Genomic DNA, 22,951 nt, shown 5'->3' on the forward strand with positions numbered 1-22,951 from the left:
GGGTTTGGGGGGGGGGGTGGGTTTGGGGGCGGTCGGGGGCCCCGGGGGGTGCGTCACAAAATTTGCGGCGCCCGGGGGGGGGGGGGGCCCGGGGGGGGGGGCCCCCCCCGACTGCGACGAGATGCGGTCTGCCCGACGGTCAGGACCGGGCGCGGCGCATGGCGGCGCGGCGTGAGGTCCGGCCGTCGTCCTGCTGCGGTGCGGCCTTCTCGACCAGGCCGAGGACGACGGCCAGGTGCTCCGTGAAGGAGCCGATCGTGGGGTACTCGATGAACGCGGACGCCTCCACCCGCTCGCCCAGCGCGTCACCGAGGCGGGCGGTGATGTCGATCAGGATGAGCGAGTCCAGGCCCATGTCGAACAGATTGCGGTCGACCTCCGGGAGGCGTTCGGCCTCCGTACCCAGGACCCTGGCGATCTCGTGCTGCACGAACTCGGTGAGGATGCCGACGCGTTCGTACCCGACGGCCGCGCCGAGCTGCTCGGTCAGCGTGTCGGACTCCTGGGTGCGCTGCGCGGTGCGGTGGTCCGGCTCGACCCAGTGGCGCTTGTGCTCGAAGGGGTAGTGCGGCAGCGGGACACGGCAGCGCTGCTCGCCGCCGTAGAACGCCTCCCAGTCGACGTCAACTCCCGCCGCCCACACCGTCGCCAGGTCGTGCGCGGTGCGGTGCAGGCCGATCGGAGCGGTGCCGTCGGGCTGCAGGCGCAGCAGCAGGGCGTCCGCGGGAGCGTCGGCGGGGGTCTGCGGAACGCCGGTCCAGTTCGCCGGGTCCGTGTCGAGCAGGTTCAGTGCCTCGGGGACGGTGAGCGCACCGGACAGGCAGGCGCCGACGAGCCGGGCGACCGGGCCGCCGGTGACGGCGGCGGGCCGTACACCCCACGTGGTGAACAGGCGGGCGGCGGCCAGCTGGGCGACCAGGGCCGCCCTCGTGTCGTCGGAGCCCACCAGCGCCTCGGGGTCCACACCGGTCAACGCCCGGAGTTCGGCGCGGTAGACGGGCAGCGCGCGCAGCAGCGCCAGGGCGTGGGCGCCGCCGTCCCCGAGCCGGTCGGCCACGGCGTACACCACGTCGGGGCGGTCGTCCGCGGCCTCCCCGGTGATCAGCTGCTCGCGGTCGGCGAGGGCGAGAGCGAGGGCGGCCTCGCGCAGGTCGGAGCAGACGACGGCGCAGCGGTGCCGGTGGGCGCGGCGGCCGGCACCGAGGGTCTTGGCCACATCGGCGGACGACAGGTCCGGATGCTTCCGCAGATGCCGGGCGAGGTCGGCCATGGCCCGTTTCAGGGCCTGCGGCGAGCGGGCCGAGAGCACCAGCAGCTCGGCCGGGCGGGGCCGGGACGGCGCCGGGCGGGCCGGCGGCGCCTCCAGGACGATGTGGGCGTTGGTGCCGCCGATCCCGAAGGAGCTGACACCGGCGCGGCGCGGCGCACCGTCGGGGGCGGGCCAGTCGGTGAGTTCGGTGGCGACGTGGAACGGCCCGGCGGCGAAGTCGATCTCCGGGTTGGGCGACTCGAAGTTGAGGCTCGGGACCAGCTCGGCGTGGCGCAGCATCAGCGACGTCTTGATCAGGCCCGCCATGCCCGCGGCGGCGTCGAGATGCCCGATGTTGGTCTTCACCGAGCCGATCGCGCAGCGCCCGGTGCCCTCGGCTCCCTCGGTGCCCCCGGTGTACTGGGCGTCCTCGGTGAACACCGAGTTGAGCGCGGCCACTTCGATGGGGTCGCCGAGCGGGGTGCCCGTGCCGTGCGCCTCGACGTAGCCGATGGTGTGCGGCGGGCAGTCGGCGATCTGCTGGGCGTCGCGGATGACGGCGGCCTGGCCCTCGACGGTCGGAGCGGTGTAACCGGCCTTCGCCGCTCCGTCGTTGTTGATGGCGGTGCCCTTGATGACCGCGTGGATGAAGTCGCCGTCGGTGAGGGCGTTGCGCAGCGGCTTGAGGACCACCACACCGACGCCGTCCCCGACGATGGTGCCCTGCGCCTTGGCGTCGAAGGCCCGGCAGTGCCCGTCCGGGGAGAGGATCATGCCCTCCTGGTAGCGGTAGCCCTGCCGCTGCGGCACCTTGATGTGCACCGCTCCGGCCAGTGCCACGTCGCAGTCGCCGCTGATCAGGCTGAGGCAGGCGGTGTGCACGGCGACCAGTGAGGTGGAGCACGCGGTGTTGACGCTGAGGCTGGGGCCCCGCAGGTCGAGCTTGTAGGACACCCGGGTGGTCAGGAAGTCCTTGTCGTTGGCGAGCATCAGCCGGTAGTCGTCGAGTGCGGAGGCCTCGCGGTAGCGGTCGTGCAGGTTGTGCAGCAGGTACGTGTTCATGCCCGCGCCGCCGTACACGCCGATGGAGCCGTCGTACGCACCCGGGTCGTATCCGGCGTCCTCCAGCGCTTCCAGGGAGCATTCGAGGAACTGGCGGTGCTGTGGGTCGAGGATCTCCGCCTCGTCGCTGGTGATCCGGAAGAGGCCGGCGTCGAACTGGTCGGCGTCGGGCAGCAGTTGGGCCGCCTTGACATAGCTCGGGTCGTCGAGGAGCCGCTGGTCCACGCCGGCGGCGAGCAGTTCCTCGTCGGACAGGAAGGTGGTCGACTCCACGCCCTCCCGCAGGTTGCGCCAGAAGGCCTCCACGGAGGGCGCGCCGGGCAGGCGGCAGGCCATACCGACGATGGCGATGTCGGATTCCCTGATCTCGTCGTACTGGTCCATCTCTGCCTCCTTCAGGCGAGCTTTATGCCCATGTGCGTGGCGGTCCTGCGCATGTCGAGAAAACTGCGGGCCACGAAATGGGCCGCATTGTCGTCGCCATGGAGTTCCCTGAATATCTCGACCAGCTCCGGCTCGTGCCGCTGCGGGTCGTCATCGCTGCGGGCGATGTCGAAGACGATGTCCTGAAGTCGCTGCTCGAGGTCCGGCAGGTTCGCCGCACGCGGGAACTTGATGCTGTACGTGGAGCGGTCGTAGTTCTTGTTCTTCTTCACCGCACGCGCGTGACTGGACGCGTTCAGCTTGTAGAACATGCAGCCCCAGTTCTTGAACGAGTAGTAGTTCAGGAGGGGATACAGAGTGCAGTGGGTCTCCAGCGGAGAGGACTGGTAGAGCCCCTTCTCCTTCAGTTCCCGCACCATCGCGTCGGGGTCGTAGTCGTAGCGCATCGCGATGAACGGGAAGACGACTTTCGGCAGTTCCTCGTCGGTGGCGAACAGCACGTTCTCCAGCTCGTCCCCGAAGAGCCTGCTGGTCAGCTCACGTCCGAAGGTCTGGTAGAAGCCGCGGACGATCTCCCGGACGTTGGACTCCATGGTGAGGATCTGCTGCGGGTCCGCGCACAGGGCGATGTACGGGATCTTGTTGCGGACCGCGCAGAGAATGGCCCGGATGACGAAGAACGTACGGCAGGAGACGCACGGCAGTTTCTCGTCGAGATACTCTCCGGGCTTCTGCGGCGCGGGCCGGTTGAAGACGTCACGCATCATCGTCGTGATACCGGCCTCGTCCGAGTCCAGCACGAAATGCGCGGGGATCTTCTCCTTCGCCAGTTTGATGTTGTCGGCGGCGTGCTCACTCTCGAAGGGGATGTCGAAGGTGTAGGCGAGGACGCGCTTGCCGTATTCGTTGACGAACTTGTCCAGCATGTACGTGCTGTCCTTGCCGCCGCTGTACATGAACAGGCAGTCGAACTCGCCGTCGAGGTTGGGGCCGCCGGCGGTGAACTCCTCGAAGATCCGGTTGGTGTAGGTGAAGTTCTCCAGCAGTTCGTCGGCCACTTCGAGGTTGCACAGGTTGCAGACCTGGTTCTCGTCCAGGGTGATACCGGGATGGCCCTCTTTCAGAGAGCAGACGGTGCAGTGGGCCATGGAACCTGTCCTTCGCGGAGAGTCGACGGATGGTCGTACACGGAACGGCGTCTGTCGTCAGTCGGTGGTGCCCGTGCCCCTGGGGATGCGTCTGCCGCGCAGCCGTCCCAGGGACTCGCGCCGGTTTCGCGCCGGCCGGGCAACGGCGGTCGGCTGTCCGCCAGTTGGCCGGGGCGCGGCGAGATGGCGGGCCATGTCGCCGACGGTGGGATAGCGGAACACGTCGACGCGGGTGACCGAGGGATCCACCGTGTCCCGCAGCTCCTTGACCACGTGCATCAGGAGCAGTGAATTGCCGCCGAGGTCGAAGAAGTTGTCGCGCGGGCCGACCAGGGGCACACCGAGCACACGGCGCCAGACGGCGGCGACGGTCCGCTCGGTGTCGGTGGTGAGCGCGGCCGGGCGGTCCGGACCCGACCGGGCCGGGGCGGGCAGGGCCTTGCGGTCGACCTTGCCGTTGTGGGTGAGCGGTACGTCGTCCAGGGCGACCACGACCGAGGGCACCATGTAGCCCGGCAGCACGCCGCGCAACGCGTCGCGCAGAGCCGCGGTGTCCGGTTCCGTGCCGGGCCCGGCCACCACGTACGCGACGAGCCGGCGGTCGCCGGGGCTGTCCTCGCGGACCACCGCGACGGCCTCCCGGATGCCGTGGCGGGCCCGCAGGTGGTGCTCGATCTCGCCCAACTCGATGCGGTAGCCGTGCAGCTTGACCTGGCTGTCGACGCGGTTGAGGTACTCCAGCCGGCCGTCGGGCAGATGGCGGACGAGGTCGCCGGTCCGGTACATCCGGGCGCCGCCGGGCGCGGCGGTCCGCCAGGGATCCTCGACGAACCGCTCGGCGGTGAGCTCGGGCCGCCCGAGGTATCCGTCGGCCACGCCGTCCCCGCCGATGTACAGCTCCCCCGGGGTGCCCGGAGGGACGGGTTCGCCGAAGCGGTCCAGTACATAGCAGCGAGTGTTCGCCAGAGGGCGTCCGATCGTCACTCGTTCACCGTGTTCGACGCGGCAGACGGTCGACCAGATGGTGGTCTCGGTGGGGCCGTACAGGTTCCACAACTCCCCGGCCCTGGCGAGGAGTTCCTCGGCCAGGTCCGGCGGCAGCGCCTCCCCGCCGCACAGCGCCTTCAGGTCCGGGTGTCCCGTCCAGCCCGCGGTGAGCAGCATGCGCCAGGTGGCGGGCGTGGCCTGCATCATGGTGGGCCGGGTCCGCTCCAGCAGGGCCCGCAGGGCGAAGCCGTCTGCCCCGGTCTCGGCCGGCGCGATCTCCACTCGTGCGCCGGTGATCAGCGGCAGGTACAGCTCCAGTCCGGCGATGTCGAAGCACACGGTGGTCACGGCCAGCAGCCGGTCGTGCTCGGCGCAGCCGAACTGGCGGGCCATGGCGCACAGGAAGTTCGTCAGCGCGCGGTGCCCGATCTGCACGCCCTTGGGGCGCCCGGTGGAGCCCGAGGTGTAGATGACGTACGCCGGATCGTCAGCACCGGCCGGGACGCACCCGGCGGCCGGACGTTCGCGGTCCTCGTCGAGAAGCAGCAGGTCGGCGCGTACGCCGCTCAGCGTGGGCCGCAGCGCGGACTCCGTGACCACCAGCCGCAGTCGCGAGTCGACGGCCATGGCGGCGATGCGCTCCGGCGGGTACACGGGGTCGAGCGGGACGTAGGCGGCACCCGACTTCAGTACGGCCAGCAGGCCGACCAGCAGCTCCGGGGAGCGCCGAAGCGCCACACCGACCAGCTCACCGGGGCGGGCGCCGTGCGCGGCGAGTTCGGCGGCGAGACGGTCGGAGCGCTCGTCCAGTTCCCGGTAGGTGAGCGTCCGGTCCCCGCAAGCGACGGCGACGGCGTCGGGGCGGCGCCGGGCCTGCCGGGAGAAGAGCTGGTGCACACAGAGGTCGGACGGGTAGTCGGCGGCGGTGTCGTTCCACTCCACCAGCACCCGTTCGCGTTCCCCGGGCGTCAGCACCGCCACCGCGGTCACCGGCCGCCGGGGGCCGCCCACCACCCCATCGAGGAAGGCCGCGAACCGCGCGGCCACTGCCGGATCGGTATCCGTCCAGTGCACCCACGACCCGTCCTCGGCGATCCGCACGAGACGCGGCGGTACGGGACCGGTGACCGGGTCGGGTGACATGGCACCACCCGGATCCGGTGACGCGGTGGCGTCCGGGGCGGGAAACGCGGTGCCGCCCTGACCCGGCACCGTAGTGCCGACCGGGACGGCTGACACGGCACCGCCCAGGCCCGGCAACGCGCTGGCGTCCCGGGCGGGTAACGCGACACCGTCCAGGACGGGTGACGCGGCGCCGTCCGGGACGGGTGACGCGGCGCCGTCCGGGACGGGTGACGCGGCGCCGCTCGAATCGGGTACGACAGCACCGCCCTGGCCCGGCAACACGGCACCGTCCGGGGCGGGTCCGGTGTGCAGTTCGACGTGGACCGGCCAGCGGGCCGTCCGTGGATCCGGGGCGGGGACGCCCATCGCCTCGTCGGTCCGGAGGAGGGACCGCACCTCGTCGTGGACCCGGGTGAAGGGCCGGCCGTCGGCGAGGCGGGGCAGGGGGAACGGGACGTGGGTCGCCGCCGCCGGGTGGGGCGGGCAGGCGGCCAGGTGCCGCCAGCGCAGGGCGACGCCCGTGTCCTCCTCCTCGGTGCCCCGGGCGGCGAAGGCCAGGACGGCGGCGAGCAGCAGCTCCGGATCGGCCGTGTGCCGGGTGTCGATCCGGACCGCGTGGACGGGCCCGGTGCGGTCCGCCTGGGGGCGGTTCAGCCGGGCCGTCCGCTCGGCCCAGTGCCGCTCGGCGTCGGGGCGGCCTGCCTCCCGGCGCCGGGCCAGCGCGCCGGAGACCGGGCCGGCCTCGGCGAACAGCTCGTCGGTCGGCAGCTCGGGTGCGACGATCAGCGCCCTGAGCAACGTCACCGTGTCGTCCAGTACCTGCCCGGCGACCGCGTCCGTCAACTGCCGCCGGTCATGGCCGAGTTTGAGCAGCAGCCGCTCGCTCTGGTAGGCGCTGAGGGTGAGCGGATAGTTGCTGCGTTCCTCCAGCTGGAAGTCGCGGTCCTGCCAGGCACCGCCCTGCTGCCGCAACTCCGCCCGGACGGTCCGGCTTTCGAAGACGACGACGCTGTCGAACAGCGCGGAGTCGTCCGGGACGGCACTGAGCCCGTGGATGCGGGGCAGCTCGATGTGCTCGCCACGGCGCAGGGCGAGATGCCCCTCGCGCAGGGCACGCACCAGCTCGGCTCCGGTGGCCGAGGCGTCGAGAACCACGCGCAACGGCAGGGTGTTGATCAGCAGGCCCACCATGTCGCGGCCCTCGGGCGCGAACGACCTACGGGACTTGGTGACGCCGAAAACCACCTCGTTCCGCCCGCTGTAGGTGCCGAGCAGCAGGGCCCACGCGGCCTGGACAAGGTTGTTGAGGGTGCCGCCGCACCGCTCGGCGAGCGCGACGCCCGCCTTCACCGTGTCCGCGTCCAGTTCCGCCTGGACGGTGCCGAAGGCGTCCTCGCCGGGTCCCGGCATGTGCTCGGCGGTCACCGCCAGCGGCGTACGGTCGCGGACCCCGTCCAGGTACTCCCGCCAGAACGCCTCGCCCTGCACGGGGTCCTGCTCGGCGAGGCGGCGCACATACGCCTCGAACCCGGGCCGTGGCGTCGGCGTCGGTGTCGTCCTAAGTGCGGCATCGCGGCCCCCGACCGCCGCGTCGTACAGCTCGAACAGCTCGGTCAGCAGCAGCGTGTAGGAGCGGCCGTCCATCAGCGCGTGGTGCGACGTCCACAGCAGCCGGTACTCGGCCTCGTCGGTACGCAGCAGCGCGAAGCGCGTCGGCGGTTCCTCGGCGAAGGCGAAGGGCCGCCGGGCGTCCTCGCGCAGGAGGCGGCGCAAACGGCCGTCGGGGTCCGCGTCGCCGCGCCAGTCGTCGAGGGTGAGCCGGGCCCGGCCGTACGGGTACGGGTGGACTGCCTGTCGGGGAGCGGACGGGTCGTCCAGGACGAAGGTGGTGCGCAGCACCGGTTGCCGGGCCACCAGGTCGTCGAGCGCCTGTTGCAGCACGTCCGCGTCGACGGCATGGCGCAGGGTGACGATCTTCTGTTGGACGTACACGCCGTCGTCCGGGGCGCTGAGGCTGTACAGCAGCATCCCGTGCTGGAGCGCGGTGAGCGGAAAATCGGTCATCGTCCGTCTCCTTCGGACTCCCCGTGCTGGGAGAGCAGTTCGGCCAGCAGCTCTTCGACGGCCGCGTCGGACAGGGATGCGACCAGCCGCTCGACGTCGTCGACCGGGGCGGGTCGGGGATCGGCGGGCTCGGTCGTCGGGGTGGGGACGGGAGCGGGAGCGGGGGTGGAGACAGGTATGGGGACGGGGACGGGGGCAGGCGCCTGGGCGGTGGCGCGGAAGTGTTCGGCCAGTTGCCGGATGGTGATCCGCTCGAACAGGAGGGTCGCCGACTGCGGTCCGTACGCCGTTTCCAGGGCGCGGGTCAGTTCCAGGACGACCAGCGAGTCCACGCCGTAGTTCTCGAAGGTGAGGTCGGGGTCGAGCTGGCCGGGGGCCATCTCCAGCACCCGGGCGAAGACCTCCGTGACCTGCTGGAGCGTGTCGTCGTCCCGGGAAGCCGGGGTCGGAAGGACCAGGGCCGGGACCGGCGCCGACCGCTGCACGGCCGCCCGGACCGGCCCTGCCACTCCCCCTGCCACGGGCCGGGCCCCGGCCACCACACCGTCGCTGACAGCGGCGACGACGCTCTGGAAAGCCGCCCCGGCCTCCGTCGTCGGCGCCGCCGTGCTGATGTCCGTGAAGCCGCACGCCGCCAGCACGTCCCGCCACTGGCGCTCGCTCGCCAGCGGGGAGCCGGGCATCCGCTGCTCGGGGTCGGTGAACAGCCACCAGCCGGCCGTCAGGCCGAAGATCAGCGCCAGTTGATGCCGGGGCCTGGTGCCCTCGACGAGCAGCAGCGTCCCGCCCCGCCGCAGCAGCCCCTTGGCCCACGTCAGCGTGTCGGACAGCCGGCGGGTGGCGTGCAGGACGTTGGTGCCGAGGACCACGTCGTGTACGCCGGACACCACCCCCTGCCCGGCCGCGTCGGCCTCCCCCTGCCCGGCCTGGTCGGCCTCGATGTTCAGCACCTCAAAGCGGGCGAACGGATGATCCTCGCCGAACCGGCCGCTCGCCTTGCGGACGAAGGCCGGGGACACGTCGGTGAAGACGTACTCGACCGAGTCGCCGTACGGAGCGAGCGCGGCGAGCACGGTCGCCGTCGTACCGCCCGTCCCGGCGCCGACTTCCAGGATCCGCACCGGAGTTGTCGGGTCGGCGGCCCGGCGGACCCTGACCTGCTCGACCACGAGCCGGGCCACCTCGGCGTTGCAGCGGTCGGTGACCGGATCGCCCCGGTAGACGGCGGCCACCCGCTCGGCGGAACCGCCGGGGAAGAGGACCTCCATGGCGGGACGGCGCCCGGTGAGCACGTCGGGCAACGCGGTCAGGCAGTCCCGGAGAAGCGCGGCCACTGGCGTGAGAGCGGGATGACGAACCGTCAGGTCATCGAGGGCGCCAACCAGTTCGGCCTCCGCCTCCACCGTACGGCCCGCCGGGCGGACACCGCCGCCTGCTGTGGCCGTCAGCCATCCCGCCGCCACCAGGATGTCCAACTGGGCCCGGAACAGCGCGACATGCTCGGGCACCACACCGAGGCGGGCGACGAGTTCCTCCGGTGAGGCCCCGCCCGTACCGAAGAACGAGGAGCCCTCGGAGAGTCCTGCCCGGTGCAGCACCGCCGCGAGCAGCCGCTCCGCCAGGTCCTCCACCTCCCCCACCGCCCGCTGGTAGGCGGCCAGTTCGTGGTCGGGGTCGGGCGCGCCCGGGAAGCGGACCTCGGGGAGCGTGCCCGGGGTGTCGCCGGGAAGAACGCTCAGGGTGCGGTCGGGGTCGATGCCGAGGTTGTCGAGGATGGGCCGGTCCGCGTCCAGGGCGAACACCTGGGGCAGGGCGCCCGCGAGGGTCCGCTCGACGACGGTCATGCCCTGCTCGGCGGAGAGGGGACGGATGCCGGCGGCCTCGAAGCGGCGCAGTATCCGCTTGCGTTCCGGGTCGCCGCCCGCGTGCCAGTAGCCGAGGTTGAGGACCCGCACCGGGAAGGGCAGGGTACGGGCGGCGTGCAGGGCGTAGGCGTCGGCGAAGGCGCAGCCGGCCGCGTAGCCCGCCTGGCCGTGGTTGCCCTCGAAGGCGACGCCGGAGGAGTAGAGGAGCGCGAAGTCGAGGGGCAGGTCGCGCACCGCGTGCAGCAGGCTCCAGGCGGTGTCGGTCTTGGACTCCAGGGCGCTGCGCAGTTCCGCCTCCGGCAGTTCCCGCAGGACCCGGTTGACCAGCACCATCGAGGCGTTGATCACGCCGTGCAGGGCGCCGAACTCGCGCGCGGCGACACCGGCGGCCTCGGTGAGCGCGGCCGGGTCGGTGGCGTCCAGGGCGAGGTACCGCACCTCGGCGCCGGCCCGCTCCAGTTCGGTGACCGTCCGCCGGCGGGCCTCGTCGAGCGGGGTACGGCCGACCACGACCAGCTTCGCGCCGTACGTCCGGGCCAGGTGGAGGCAGGTGTCCCGGCCGACGGCGCCGAGGCCGCCGACGACGAGGTAGACGCCGCCCGGCCTGAACCGGGGTGCGGTGGCGGGCAGTTCGACGCGCTCCAGGGTGCGTACGCGGCGCACACCGGCCCGCAGCGACACCGGCACCGGCCGGGCGGGGAACGGCTCGGCCACGATGGCGGCGGCGATACCGGCCCCGTCGGTGCCGTCGGCCTCCGAGCCGCGCACGTCGACGAGCGCCACGCTCAGTTTGGGGAACTCCTTGGCCGCGACGGCCGCGAGGCCCGCGAGTCCGGCCGCCCACGGGGCGGAGTCGTCACCCGCCTCCAACGGATGGACGTCGGTGGTGACGACCTTCAGCCGCAGTTCGCGACACTCCAGCGCGCCGTGCCGGTCCAGGGCCCGCACCAGGCGGTACAGGGATACCGGCCCCTGGTCGTTCAGGGCCCGCAGCTCGCGGCGGTCGACGGGCTCACGCCCCGGGTCCGCGCCGAAGAAGTACACGAGGTCGGGTGCACCGAACTCGGCCAGCGCACCGTCGAGTTGGGGGTCGGTGAGGCCGCCGGGGCCGATCGGCAGCCGCCGTACGTCCGCGTCCTGGTGGGCGCGGGCGATGGCGGCGGCGGGCCCTGCATCTGGCCGCTCGCCGACCAGCAGCACCCTGCGGGCGCCCTCGGCACGACTGTCGGCGGGCCGGGCGGTCCACACGGGTCGGTGTCCGACCACGGCGGCCGGCTTGGCCTCCCGGTAGGTCAGGCCGGTGAACCGGACCCGTACGGCGCCTGTGTCGTCGCAGAGCAGCACGTCGAAACGGTCGGCGCCGGTCTCCCGGACGTGGGACCAGCCGGTCGTCGGGACGGCGCCGAAGACGTCGACGCGGTCGGCCGCGAACGGCAGCATCGGCCGGGCGCGCTCGCCCCGGCGGCGGCGCAGCAGCAGGGCGGCGCCGGTGTGCAGGGCGGCGTCCAGGACACCCGGGTGCAGGACGTGCACCGGGTCGCCACCGGTCGCGCCGAGCCGGCCGAGCGCCTCGTCGACGCCGGTCCACACCTGGCGGACGCGGCGGAAGAACGGCCCGTACGGCAGCCCCTGTGCGGCCAGCGTGCGGTAGAAGGCGTCCTCGTCGGGCCCCTCGTCGAGGCGGGCGCGCAACGCGGCCACGTCGACCGGGGCGGGCGCAGCGACGGCATCGGCGAGGCGCCCGTAGGACCGTACGACGTCGTCGGCGCCGCGCACCTCGTACCGCTGCTCCCCGTCGAAGGCGACCACGACCCGCTCCCCGGCGCCGGTCACGGCCAGCGGGACGCCCCAGCGGACGTCCACGAGGGCCCGCCCGGTCAGCCCGCCGCTCGCCGCGGCGACGAGGTCCAGGTGCCCGACGCCCGGCAGGACGGCCCGCCCGTCGACGACGTGGTCCCGCAGCACGGGCTCGTCGGCGGCCAGCCCACGCTCCCAACGACGGGCGGAGGAACCGGGGTTGACCACCGGCGGGGGGAGGTCGATCCAGTGGCGGACCCGTTCGAAGGGGTACGTCGGCAGGGGCACCCGGCGGCGCGCGGCGGGGCGGTACCGGTCGAGGAGGTTCCAGTCGACGGTGACGCCGGACACCCACATCCGGCCGAGGAGGTCGTCGGCACCGGCGGCGATCTGGGCGGCCAGGAACTCCTCGCCGCCGGCGCCGTCCGCCAACAGCCCGGCCAGCGGCGGGTGTTGCTCGACTCGGCCCCGGTGCAGCCACTGACCGCCCTCACCGCGTCCGACGGCGGCGAGTTTCCCGGCGGCGTCCGCGAGGTCGGCTGCGACGAACGCCAGCCGTTCGGCGAGGGGTTCGCGGCCGACACGCAGGGTGTGGGCGACGTCGGTGAGGCGCGGGACGCCGGTGTCGGCGGCGAGGGCGCGACCCAGGTCGGCGGCGTAGGCGCGCAGCCGCTCCTCGGTGCGGGCGGAGAGGACGATCAGCTCGGGAGACACGGGCCCGGACGCCACAGGCTCCTCGATGAACTCCTCAACGATGACATGGGCGTTGGTGCCGCCGGCCCCGAAGGAGCTGACGGCGGCGCGGCGCGGCAGAACGCGCCCCTCGGCGTCGTACGTACGCGGCCAGGGCGCCGTCTCCCGCTGGACGGTGAACGGTGAACGGCCGAAGTCGATGACCGGGTTGGGTTCTTCGGCGTGCAGCGTGGGCAGCAGGGTGCCCTTGCGGACCTGGAGGACGGCCTTGGTGAGCCCGGCGATCCCGGCGGCGCCCTCCAGGTGGCCGACGGCGGACTTCACCGAGCCGAGCGCGCAGAACCCGGTGTCGTCGGTGTGCCGCGCGAAGGCCTGAGCGAGCGCGGTGTGCTCGATGGGGTCCCCGAGTGCGGTGCCGGTGCCGTGCGCCTCGACGAAGCCGATGGTGCGGGCGTCTACCCCGGAGGCAGCCAACACCTTTTCCACCAGGGCCTGTTGGGCCTGCGGGTTGGGCACGGTGTAGCCGCTGGTACGGCCGCCGTGGTTGACGGCGCTCCCCCGGATCACGGCATGCACGGTGTCGCCGTCACGGACCGCGTCCGACAGCCGCTTGAGCAGCACCGCGCCGACGCCCTCGCCGGGCACATAGCCGGTGCCGCCCGCGCCGAAGGCCCGGCAGCGACCGTCCTCGGACAGCATCGTCTTGGCGCTCAGATGGACGTACTTGTCCGGGTGGACGGCGACGTTGACCCCGCCCGCGACGGCGTACGAGCACTCGCCGCGCCGGATGCTCTCGCAGGCCTGGTGCACGGCGACGAGGGACCCGGAGCAGGCGGTGTCGACGACCACGCTGGGGCCACGGAAGTCACCGAAGTACGAGACCTGGTTGGCGATCGAGGAACGGTTGGCCAGCACCACCTGGTGGTTGCCGCGCGCGGACTCGTTGGCGGCGAGGATCGCGTAGTCGTCCCACATGACACCGACGAACACCCCGACGTCATGGCCCTGTTGGCCGAACGCGGGCGCGGGGATACGGGACGGCGGATAGCCGGCGTTCTCCAGCGCCGACCACGCGGTCTGAAGGAAGAGCCGCTCCTGCGGGTCCATCGTGCGGGCCTGCTTGGGCGATATCTGGAAGAAAAGGGAGTCGAACGAGTCCACGTCCGTCAGGAACCCGCCCCAACGGCTGTGACTGCGCCCCGGTACGGCCGGATCCGCGTCGAACAGCGCGTCGGCGTCCCACCGTTCGGCGGGCACCTCGGTCACACAGTCCCGCCCCTCGGCGAGGTTCCGCCAGAACTCCTCCAGGGTGTCGGCCTGGGGGTAGCGCCCACTGATGCCGATGACGGCGATGGGCTCGTCGTCGGCGCGACAGTCGGGCGTGAGGGGTGCGACGGGCGCGACGGGCGCCTGGTGGACGACCGCTGTGGGAACGGGCTCCCGAGGAACATCCCCCTCCGGGAACAGGCGGGTGACGTCGTCGGCGTGTTCGGCGAGGACGTGGTCGGCCAGCTCGTCGACCGTCCGGTACTCGAAGAACACGGTGCCGCGCAGGCCCGGAAAGTCCTTGCCCAGCAGGGAGTTGGACTCCATGACGAGGACCGAGTCCAGGCCGTAGTCGTCCAGCGCGACCCGGCTGTCCAGACGCCCCACGGGCAACTTGAGCACACCGGCGAGAACGCCCCGCAGGTGCTCCACCAGCCGGGTTCGGCGAGCGGTGACAGGCACCCGGTTCGGCACGGGTGCGGGCGCCGGTACGTCGGTCAGGGCGGCGTCGACGACTGCCGGGTCGCCCCAAGTGGGAACGATCCAGGGAGCGTTGGGCCCGAAGGAACGCGCGAAGAGAGCGAGCCCCTGCTCGGCGCCGAGCGGCCGCATCCCGCTGCGACGTGTGTACGCGGTCAGCTCGTCCTCCCGGACCAGCCCGTCGACGCCCCCGACCGCCCACAGCGGCCAGGCCAGCGACAGGCTGCGGCCGTGCCGTTCGCCCCGGCGCACCAGGGTGTCGCGGGAGACCGTGTACAGGTCGGCGAAGCGGTTGGCGGTGGCGTAACTGGCCGCGCCGAAGTCGCCGATGAGGGAGGAGACGGAGGAGAACACCACGAAGAGGTCGAGGGCGTCCTCGCGGGTCAGCCGGTCCAGGTGGACCAGGCCGTGGGTCTTGGCCGCGAGCACCCGGGCGAACCGCTCCCGGTCGCCGTCGGCACGCCCCTCGTCGGCGACGCCCGCGAGGTGGAACACCCCGTGCAGCACCCCGAACCGCTCCCGGGCGGCGGCCAGCGCCGAGTCGAGTTCGTCGCCACTCGCCACATCGGCGCGCAGGGCGAGCACCTCGGCGCCGAGACCGGTCAGCGTGCGGTGCCAGGCACGGGCCCGCTCGTCCGGCTCGGACCGGCCGACCAGCACAAGCCTGGCGGCGTGCGTACGGGCCAGGTGCTCGGCCAGAACGCGCCCGATGGCACCGGCGCCACCCGTGACGACGTACGCGCCACGATCACGCAGCGGCGGCACGGAATCCGGGCTCACCGGCACCGCGAGCGGACGCAGGGCCCGTATCTCGCGCTCACCAGAGGCCGTACGGCGGACCTCCAGCCCGGCGGCACGGGCCGCGCCCCGCAACTCGACCACAACAGCCCGGGCGACCTCGGCGACGGGGGCACCGGCGTCGACCCCCAGGGTGAGAAGTTCGAGACGCGGCGCGACAGGCGCCGTGGACCGGGCGAACCCGGCCAGCGCGCCCCACTCCGGCCGATCCGCCCCGTCATCCTGCGGATGCACCACGAGACACCGCACCCGCCCGGACAGCCCACCGGTGCGCACGGCGTCGAGCACGTCGAGCACGGGGACACAGACCCGGTAGAGCAGATCGGCGGCCGAGAGGTCACCGCCCGCTGCAACGCCGGCCAGAACGAGATCCAGGCCGTCGTCTGCGACAAGGGAGACGAGGGCCTCGACATCCTCACCGACACTGACGACACGACCCCACACCCCGGTAGCGCCCAGCGCGGCCTCCAACTCCGGGTTGTGGCCGAGCAGAGCGAGAGTCCCGGCAGCGCTACCCGACTCCGGATCGGCGGCGGACCGCCAGTACGGCTCGTAGAACCGGGGTTCACCGAGGACGGGCGCCGGGTCGGGCGGCGTGCCCGGCGCGGCTGGCGCGTCGAGCGACGCCGGGAAAGCCGCATGCGGACCTGCGCCCCCAAAGGGGCGCGAGGCTGTGTCGATCTGCGGCTCCGCCGCGGGGCGCGACCAGCCCCCACCCTCCCGCAGCAAAGAACCCACCTCTTCAGCGGAACCAGCGGAACGCAACGGCGAACGCCCCGCAAAGTCCCGCACCGCAGCCACCACACCCCCCGCGTCGTCGTACACCGTCACGTCGAACCGCCGTACCCCCGCAGACTCACCGACGAGCCGAGCGTGGGCGTGGCACACGTCGGGCAGCGCACCGACGACATCCAGCGCCCCGAGGCTGAAGGGAACAGCGAGTTCACCGGGCCGGGGTGCATCGCTCCGCCCGGTCCAGTGGCAGGCCCGCAGGGCGCCGTCGAGGAGCGCACCGGGAGCCGCACCGGTGGAGGCGAGCCGGACCAGCGCCTCGCCGGGACCGACGCGGATCTCGTCGATGACCTGGAAGGAGGGTCCGTAGGCGAATCCGGCGGTGCTGTAGTCCCCGTACACGGTCGGCCCGTCCCGCACGACGGACAGCCGGGCGCGCAACGCGGCGACATCCTCGGCGGCCGGCGAAACAGCGGAGGCGGCACAGGCGCTGCCCCGTGCATGCGTGGAGCGGCCGGCACCCGTACCGCTGTACACCTCGAACGTCAGCCCCGAGCCCTCCGCCCGGAAGGAGACGTACAACTCCAGCTCGCCCAACTCCTGCTCACCGTCGGCAAGTTCGGCAAGTTCGACCGCCCGCCCCCACACCACCGTACGAAGCTCGTGCCGAACACCGGGCTCGGCGAGCGCCGCGGCGGCGTGGACGAACTCCAGGATCGCCGCGCCCGCGAGCAGCGGCCGCCCCTCGATTACGTGGTCGCGCAGCAGCGGATCGCGGGCGCGCAGCGTCTTGCGGAAGCGGACCTCGGAGACGGTGGACTCGTTGGCGTCGACCAGCGGATGGGGTACGGCCGTGCCCAGGTCGGGGTCGAGGGGGATCCAGTAGCGCTCGGCGGCGAACGGGTACTGCGGGGCGCGCACCCGGCGCGGGGCGGGGCCGGACCGGCCGGCGTGCAGGGCGGCCCAGTCCACATCCGCGCCCGAGAGCCAGCGACGGGCCGTCTCGCCCGCCAGGTTGCCGTCGGGGACAGGCCCGCCCACCGCGAACTGCCGTAGCGCGGCGACGAGTTCGGCGCCGTCAGTGACCTCGACCGCGAACCGGACATCGAGCGCCTCGCGGCCGACCTGGGTGGTGAAGCACAGGTCGGCGAGCGGAACCCGCTCGGTGGCCACGAAGTCGGCGGCCCGACCGGCATAGTCCCGCAGCCGCTCCTCGTCCCGCGCGGACAGCAGGAACAGCACAGGCTCGTCGACGCGCTGCTGCCCCGCCGGTGCTGCGGTGACCGGGTCGGGACGCGGCGACTCCTCCAGCACGACATGCGCGTTGGCGCCCCCCGCGCCGAAGGAGCTGAGCCCCGCCCGGCGCGGCCGGTCCCCCTCGGGCTCGGGCCAGTCGGACAGTTCGCGCTGGACGCGGAACGGAGAGCGGTCGAAGTCGATGTTGGGGTTCAGTTCGGCGGAGTGCAGCGAAGGCGCCAGTGTGCGGTGCCGGAACTGGAGCAGCACCTTGGTCAGTCCGGCGATACCGGCCGCGGACTCCAGGTGCCCGATGTTGGACTTGACCGACCCGATCGGCCAGGTACCGGGCGCGGGCGGGGCGTCGGCCGAACGGTAGGCGTTGGTCAGGCCGGTCAGTTCGATCGGGTCGCCGAGGGCGGTGCCGGTGCCGTGCGCCTCGACGTACCCGATGTCCTGCGGAGTGACGCCCGCCTGTTCCATCGCCGAACTGATCGCGCGCTGCTGGGCGTTGGGGTTGGGCACGCTGTAACCGTTGGTCCGGGCACCGTGGTTGACGGCGCTGCCGAGAACGACACCGTGGATACGGTCGCCGTCGGCCAACGCCTGCCGGTAGGGCTTGAGCAGGACCGCGCCGACGCCCTCCCCCGGCACATAGCCGTCGCCGCCCGCGCCGAAGGCCCGGCAGCGGCCGTCGGTGGACAGGAAACGGCCCTGGCTGAGGAACGCGAACTTGTACGGGTGGACGGACACGTTGACGCCACCGGCGATGGCCAGCTCGCTCTCGCCCCGGCGCAGGCTCTCGCAGGCCAGGTGGATCGCGGTGAGCGAGGACGAGCACATGGTGTCCAGCGCCATGCTCGGCCCGGAGAGGTTCAGCGCGTGGCTGACCCGGTTGGCGATGCTCGCGTACGACGAACCGGTGAGCGGCCGGCCCCCGCGCAGGGCGTCCAGGGCCCCGTGGAACTGGTACTCGCCGTACATCACACCGACGTACACACCGACGGGCCGCCCGGCCAGGTCGGCGCGCCGGTAGCCGGAGTCCTCCAGGACATGCCAGGCGTTCTGGAGGAACAGCCGCTCCTGAGGGTCCATCAGCTCGGCCTGGCGCGGGGAGATACCGAAGAAGAGCGGATCGAAGCGGTCGACGTCGCGCAGGAACCCTCCCCACCGGGTGTGGGCGAGACCGGGCGCCGCCGGGTCGGGGTCGTACCAGCGGGCGCTGTCCCAGCGGTCGGCGGGGATCTCGGTGACGCAGTCGCGGCCCTCGGTCAGCGTGTCCCAGAACTCGTCGAGGTCGTCGGCGAGCGGGTAGCGCCCCGCCAGCCCGATGACGGCGATCGCGCCATCGTCATCCACCGTCTCGTCCTCGACGGGTCCCGTACGACGGACCGTGCGCGCCGGGCGGGATGTACGGGCGGTCACCGCGGCCGCCACGGGCACCGGTACAGGCGCGGGTACGTCGTCCGAGGCGCCGCCGCTCAGCTCGTCCGCGTGCCGCTCGGCGAAGTAGTCGGCGAGCTCGCCCAGGTTGGTGTACTCGAAGAACAGGGTCTTGGACAGGCTCACGAAGTGCCGGTCCAGCTCGCGGTTGAGCTTGGCGATCATCAGCGAGTCGATGCCGTACCGCTCGAACGGGGCGTCCTCGGCCAGTTCCGCCGCGTCGAGCCCGGTCTCGGCGGCGATCAGCTCGCGCAGCAGCCGCAGGGCTCGCGTGCGGGAATCGTCGCCCTCGACGGCATCGCTCCGGACACCTGCGGACCTGGCCTGCTGCCGGGCCTGCTGCGGAGCGGGCGCGGTGAGCGCGGTGGTGATCCTGCGGACGTCCCCGTAGGCGGCGACGACCGCGCCGGGCGTACCGAGGGCCCGCTCGAACAGGTCGAGGCCCGCCCGGGTGGGCAGGACACCGAAGCCGGTGCGGGCGGCGAGGTCCGTGGCAGCGTCGGCGCTCTGGCGCATACCGCCGTCGGCCCACATCGGCCAGGCGATCGCGGTGATACGGCCGTGCCGCTCAGCGTAGGCCTCCAAGTAGGCGTTGGCGTACGCGTAGTCGGTCTGTCCGGCGTTGCCGACGTGGGCGGCGATGGAGGAGAAGGCGACGAAGAAGTCCAGCGGATCGTCGGCGGTGGCGGCGTCCAGGGCCCGCAGGCCGGCCACCTTGGGGGCCAGAACGGCGGCGAAGTCCTCGTCGGACTTGGTCAGCGCGAACCCGTCACGCAGCACGCCGGCAGCGTGGACGACACCGTTGACCGGCCCGAACTCCGCCCGTACTGCGGCGAGTTGAGCAGTCAAGGCATCCAGGTCGGACACATCGACGCTGCGGTAGACGAGCCACTCGTCGTCGAGCTCGACGGCGGGGCGTTCACCGCGCCCCAGCAGCACCACGCGGGCCGACCCGGCCCGGGAGAGCAGCAGATCGGCGACGGCCCGGCCGAGTCCGCCCGCGCCGCCCGTCACGACGTACACCCCGCCGTCGCGGACCGGCACCGGCTCGGCGGCCGGGGCGGGTTCGGCCCGGGGTGTACGGCGGCCCCGCGAGGTGTGCGCGACCTCCGGGTCCCGGCCGTCGCCCGCCAGCTCGTCGGCGAGCGCGTCGGCCTCGGCGACGCCCTCGGCAAGGCCGACGGCCTGGACTGCGAGGAGGGGATTCTCGGCCCGGACGGTCCGGGCGAACGCGGCCAGGGCGGCGCGTTCGGGCCGGGGGCCCTCGGGGTCGTGGCGGTGGAGCAGCAGCACACGTACGGGCGCGGTGGGCCGGGCGGCGAGGAGCCGCTGGACGACGTGCAGGGCCTGCTCGGGGGTCGGCTCGTCCACGAGCACGATGCCCGGCGCACCGTCTGCACGATCTGCGCCATCGCCATCGCCATCGCCCATGTCCCGCGCGACCGTGGCAACGCCCAAGTCGACCAGCACACCGCCGAGTTGCTCGCGGCGGCCGGGATCGTCGGCAACGACGACAGCCGAACCGCCACCCGATACGCCGACCGAACCGTCAGCCGTACCGTCGGCAGGCGCGTCGGTCCACCGCCGGACCAGCAGAGCCGACTCGCGGACCTCGCCGAGGACGCGTACCGCGAGGTCGTCCAGGCGGGCCAGCACCTGCCCGTGGACGTCGGTGAGGACCAGGTCGGCGTGCGCCGTCCGTTCCCCCAGCCGCCCGGCGGTCACCTGGACCCGGCAGGGACCGGTGACGGGCGCGTGGACGGTGAGTTCACCCAGGGCCATGGGCAGGAAGCCGTCGGCCGTGTCGCCGTAGGCGCGGGCGAGCAGCACGACCAGGGCGTGCAGGGCGCCGTCCAGGAGGGCGGGGTTGAGCACGGCGCCGTCGAGTGAGGCTCCCTCGGGCAGGTCGAGGGTGCCCAGGGCCTCCCCTTCGCCGAGCCGGAGTTCGGTGAGGGCGCGCATCCGGGGCCCGTAGTCCAGGCGTTGGGCGCGCAGCACCTCGTAGCAGTCGGCGTGGGTGACCTGTTCGGTGCAGCGGGCGGCGAGGGCCGCCAGGTCCACCGGAGCGGGCCGCTCGACGGCACCCGGCTGGATCTCACCGGCCGCGACCACCAACTCACCCTCATTAGTGGTGAGTTCAAACCCGATGGTGGTGTGGGCAGCCTCGTCCTGTCGCCACAGCTGGACCAGCGCGGTGCGTGGTCCGGAGGCGTAGGAGAGCAGCTGCTCGAAGGAGACGCCGCGCAGCCGGACCGATCCGCCCAGGGAGAGTTCGCCCGCCGCCCGGGCCAGTTCCAGCTGCCCGGCGGCGGGCATGACGGGCTCGGCGGCGACCTGGTGGTCGGCGAGATAGAACTCGTCGCCGGTGCGGGAGGTGCGGTAGGCGAGGGTGTCCAGGGTGGAGACGTTCTCGTCGAGCATGGGGTGCGGACCGGAGCCGTCGACCTGTCCGGCGGGGGCGGCGGCGGTGTCCGGGCCGGTCAGCCAGCACCGGCGGCCCTCGAAGGGGTACGTGGGCAGCGGGACGCGTCCACGCTCCTCGCCCTCGAACCACGCGGCCCAGTCGACGGTCGCGCCTGCCTGCCAGGCGCGGGCCACTCCGCCCCAGGGCCCGTCACTCACGCCGAGGGCAGCGCCGCGCACCGCGTCGAGGGCGCCACGCACCGGGATGCGCGAGCGGCGACCGGGCCGCGCCCCGCCTTCGCTCCCACCCCTGCCCTCGCCGGTCAGCGCGTCCGCGAGCGGCAACGCCCCGGTCAGACAGGCGGCGACCCTGGCCGCGAGCCCGTCACCGTGCACCGCGACCGGGGTGATGCCCCAGCCCAGCCACACCTTCCCGAGCGCGTACTGGACGGCGAACGCCCGCCTGCGCTCGGCCGGTTGACCGGCACCGGCGGCGAGCGCGGCCTCGTAGTGCGCGGCGAAGGCCGGCTCCGCGGCGCTCCACCGCTCGGCCAGCCGCGCCGCGTCCGGGACGTCCTCGGCGAAGACGAACGACACCTCCCCGCCCCCGGGCCGCTCGGGCACCGGGGCCGCGCGCAGCGCCTGGGCGAGGGCGGCGCGGTCGGACCCGGTGACGGCAAGACGGTACTCATGGGCACGGCGGCCCACGGCGAGCGTGTAGGAGACGTCGGCGAGCACGGCCGAGTCGTCACCGCCCTCATCCCCACCTCCGTCGCCGTCGCCGTCGAGGTGAGCGGCCAACTCCCGCGCGGCCGTGGCCAGCGCGGACGCGGTACGGGCCGACACCACAAGCACCTGCTCGGGGCGCGAGTCCCCGGTGACCGGGGCGGGCGGGGCCTCCTGGAGGACGGCGTGCGCGTTGGTGCCGCCGATACCGAAGGAGCTGACGCCCGCACGCAGCGGGCCCTCCGCCGTCCAGGGAACGGTGTCCGTGCTGACCGTGAAGGGCCCGGACGCGAAGTCGATGGCCGGGTTCGGCGTGCGGTAGTTGACCGTCGGCACGAGCATCCGGTGCTTCATCATCAGCGCCGTCTTGATCACACCCGTGACACCGGCCGCCGCGTCCAGGTGACCGAGGCTGGACTTCACCGAGCCGATGGCGCAGAACCCGGTGTCGTCGGTGGCCGCGCGGAACGCCCGGGTGAGTGCGGAGACCTCGACCGGGTCACCGAGCCGGGTGGCGGTGCCGTGCGCCTCGACGTACCCGATGGAACGCGGGTCGACACCGGAGACGGTGTGCGCCTCGCGGATGACGGCACTCTGTCCGGCGGCGCCGGGCGCGGCGAAACTGACCTTGTCGGAGCCGTCGTTGTTGGTCGCCGTGCCTTTGATGACCGCGTGGACGGTGTCCCGGTCGGCGATGGCGTCCGACAGCAGTTTCAGCACCACCACACCGACACCGTTGCCCATGACGGTGCCGCTGGCGTCGGCGTCGAAGGTGCGCACGTGTCCGTCCTGGGACAGGATCGCGCCCTCTTCGTACAAGTAGCCCTTGGCCTGCGGCAGTTTGACGGTGACACCGCCCGCCAGAGCCATGTCGCACTCGCCGTTGATCAGTCCCTGGCAGGCCAGATGGATGGCGACGAGGGAGGTGGAACAGGCCGTCTGGACGGCATAACTGGGGCCCTTGAGATCGAGCTTGTACGACAGCCGGGTGGCCAGGAAGTCCTTGTCGTTGCCGACCATCACCGCGAAGTGGTCGGACGTGGCGGTCTGGTCGACGTTGGGGAGGACCTGCTGCTGGAGATACGTGTTGATCGCCGCACCGGCGTAGACGCTGATCAGCCCGTCGTAGCGGCCCGGGTCGTATCCGGCGTTCTCCAGGGCGGCATGACCGGCCGTCAGCAGGACGCGGTGCTGCGGGTCGGTGATCGCGGCCTCGGCCGGGGTGAACTCGAAGTACCCGGTGTCGAACAGGTCGACGTCCGGGATGATCCCGTGGGCCGGCACATAGCCCGGGTCGTCCAGCAGCCGGTCAGGCACTCCCGCTGCCGCCAGTTCCTCACGGCTGAAGCGGGTGACGCCTTCGCGTCCCTCGCTCAGCAGCCGCCATAACGAGTCCAGGTCGTCGGCGCCGGGAAATCGCCCCGCCATCCCGACGATCGCGATATCCGTCTCGGCTGCCTGGATCTCGCGACCGTTCACTGGCCCAACTCTCC

Annotated in this window: 4 protein-coding genes; all 4 read right to left on the reverse strand. The window is 72.8% G+C overall.

Going from position 1 to position 22,951, the window contains the following annotated elements:
- Window positions 1–139 precede the first annotated feature (139 nt).
- The 4 genes from ACH4TV_RS04725 to ACH4TV_RS04740 are packed head-to-tail and all read right to left on the reverse strand — an operon-like array spanning window position 140 to window position 22,937.
- On the reverse strand, window positions 140–2,695 hold the full coding sequence (locus ACH4TV_RS04725; protein WP_398394192.1) for a type I polyketide synthase: 2,556 nt from the start codon (window positions 2,693–2,695) through the stop codon (window positions 140–142).
- Window positions 2,696–2,706: 11 nt separating this feature from the next.
- Window positions 2,707–3,843 (reverse strand): OzmP, encoded by a 1,137-nt coding sequence (locus ACH4TV_RS04730; RefSeq protein WP_398394194.1) that lies wholly within the window; start codon window positions 3,841–3,843, stop codon window positions 2,707–2,709.
- A 57-nt stretch (window positions 3,844–3,900) separates the two neighbouring features.
- Window positions 3,901–8,019, reverse strand: coding sequence for an amino acid adenylation domain-containing protein (locus ACH4TV_RS04735; protein ID WP_398394196.1), 4,119 nt, complete (start codon window positions 8,017–8,019; stop codon window positions 3,901–3,903).
- Window positions 8,016–22,937, reverse strand: coding sequence for an SDR family NAD(P)-dependent oxidoreductase (locus ACH4TV_RS04740; RefSeq protein WP_398394198.1), 14,922 nt, complete (start codon window positions 22,935–22,937; stop codon window positions 8,016–8,018). Before ACH4TV_RS04740 ends, ACH4TV_RS04735 begins: the two co-directional genes overlap by 4 nt.
- Between the last annotated feature and the right edge of the window lie 14 nt (window positions 22,938–22,951).

The sequence above is a fragment of the Streptomyces sp. NPDC020898 genome (genome assembly GCF_044333925.1).
Taxonomy (GTDB): Bacteria; Actinomycetota; Actinomycetes; order Streptomycetales; family Streptomycetaceae; genus Streptomyces.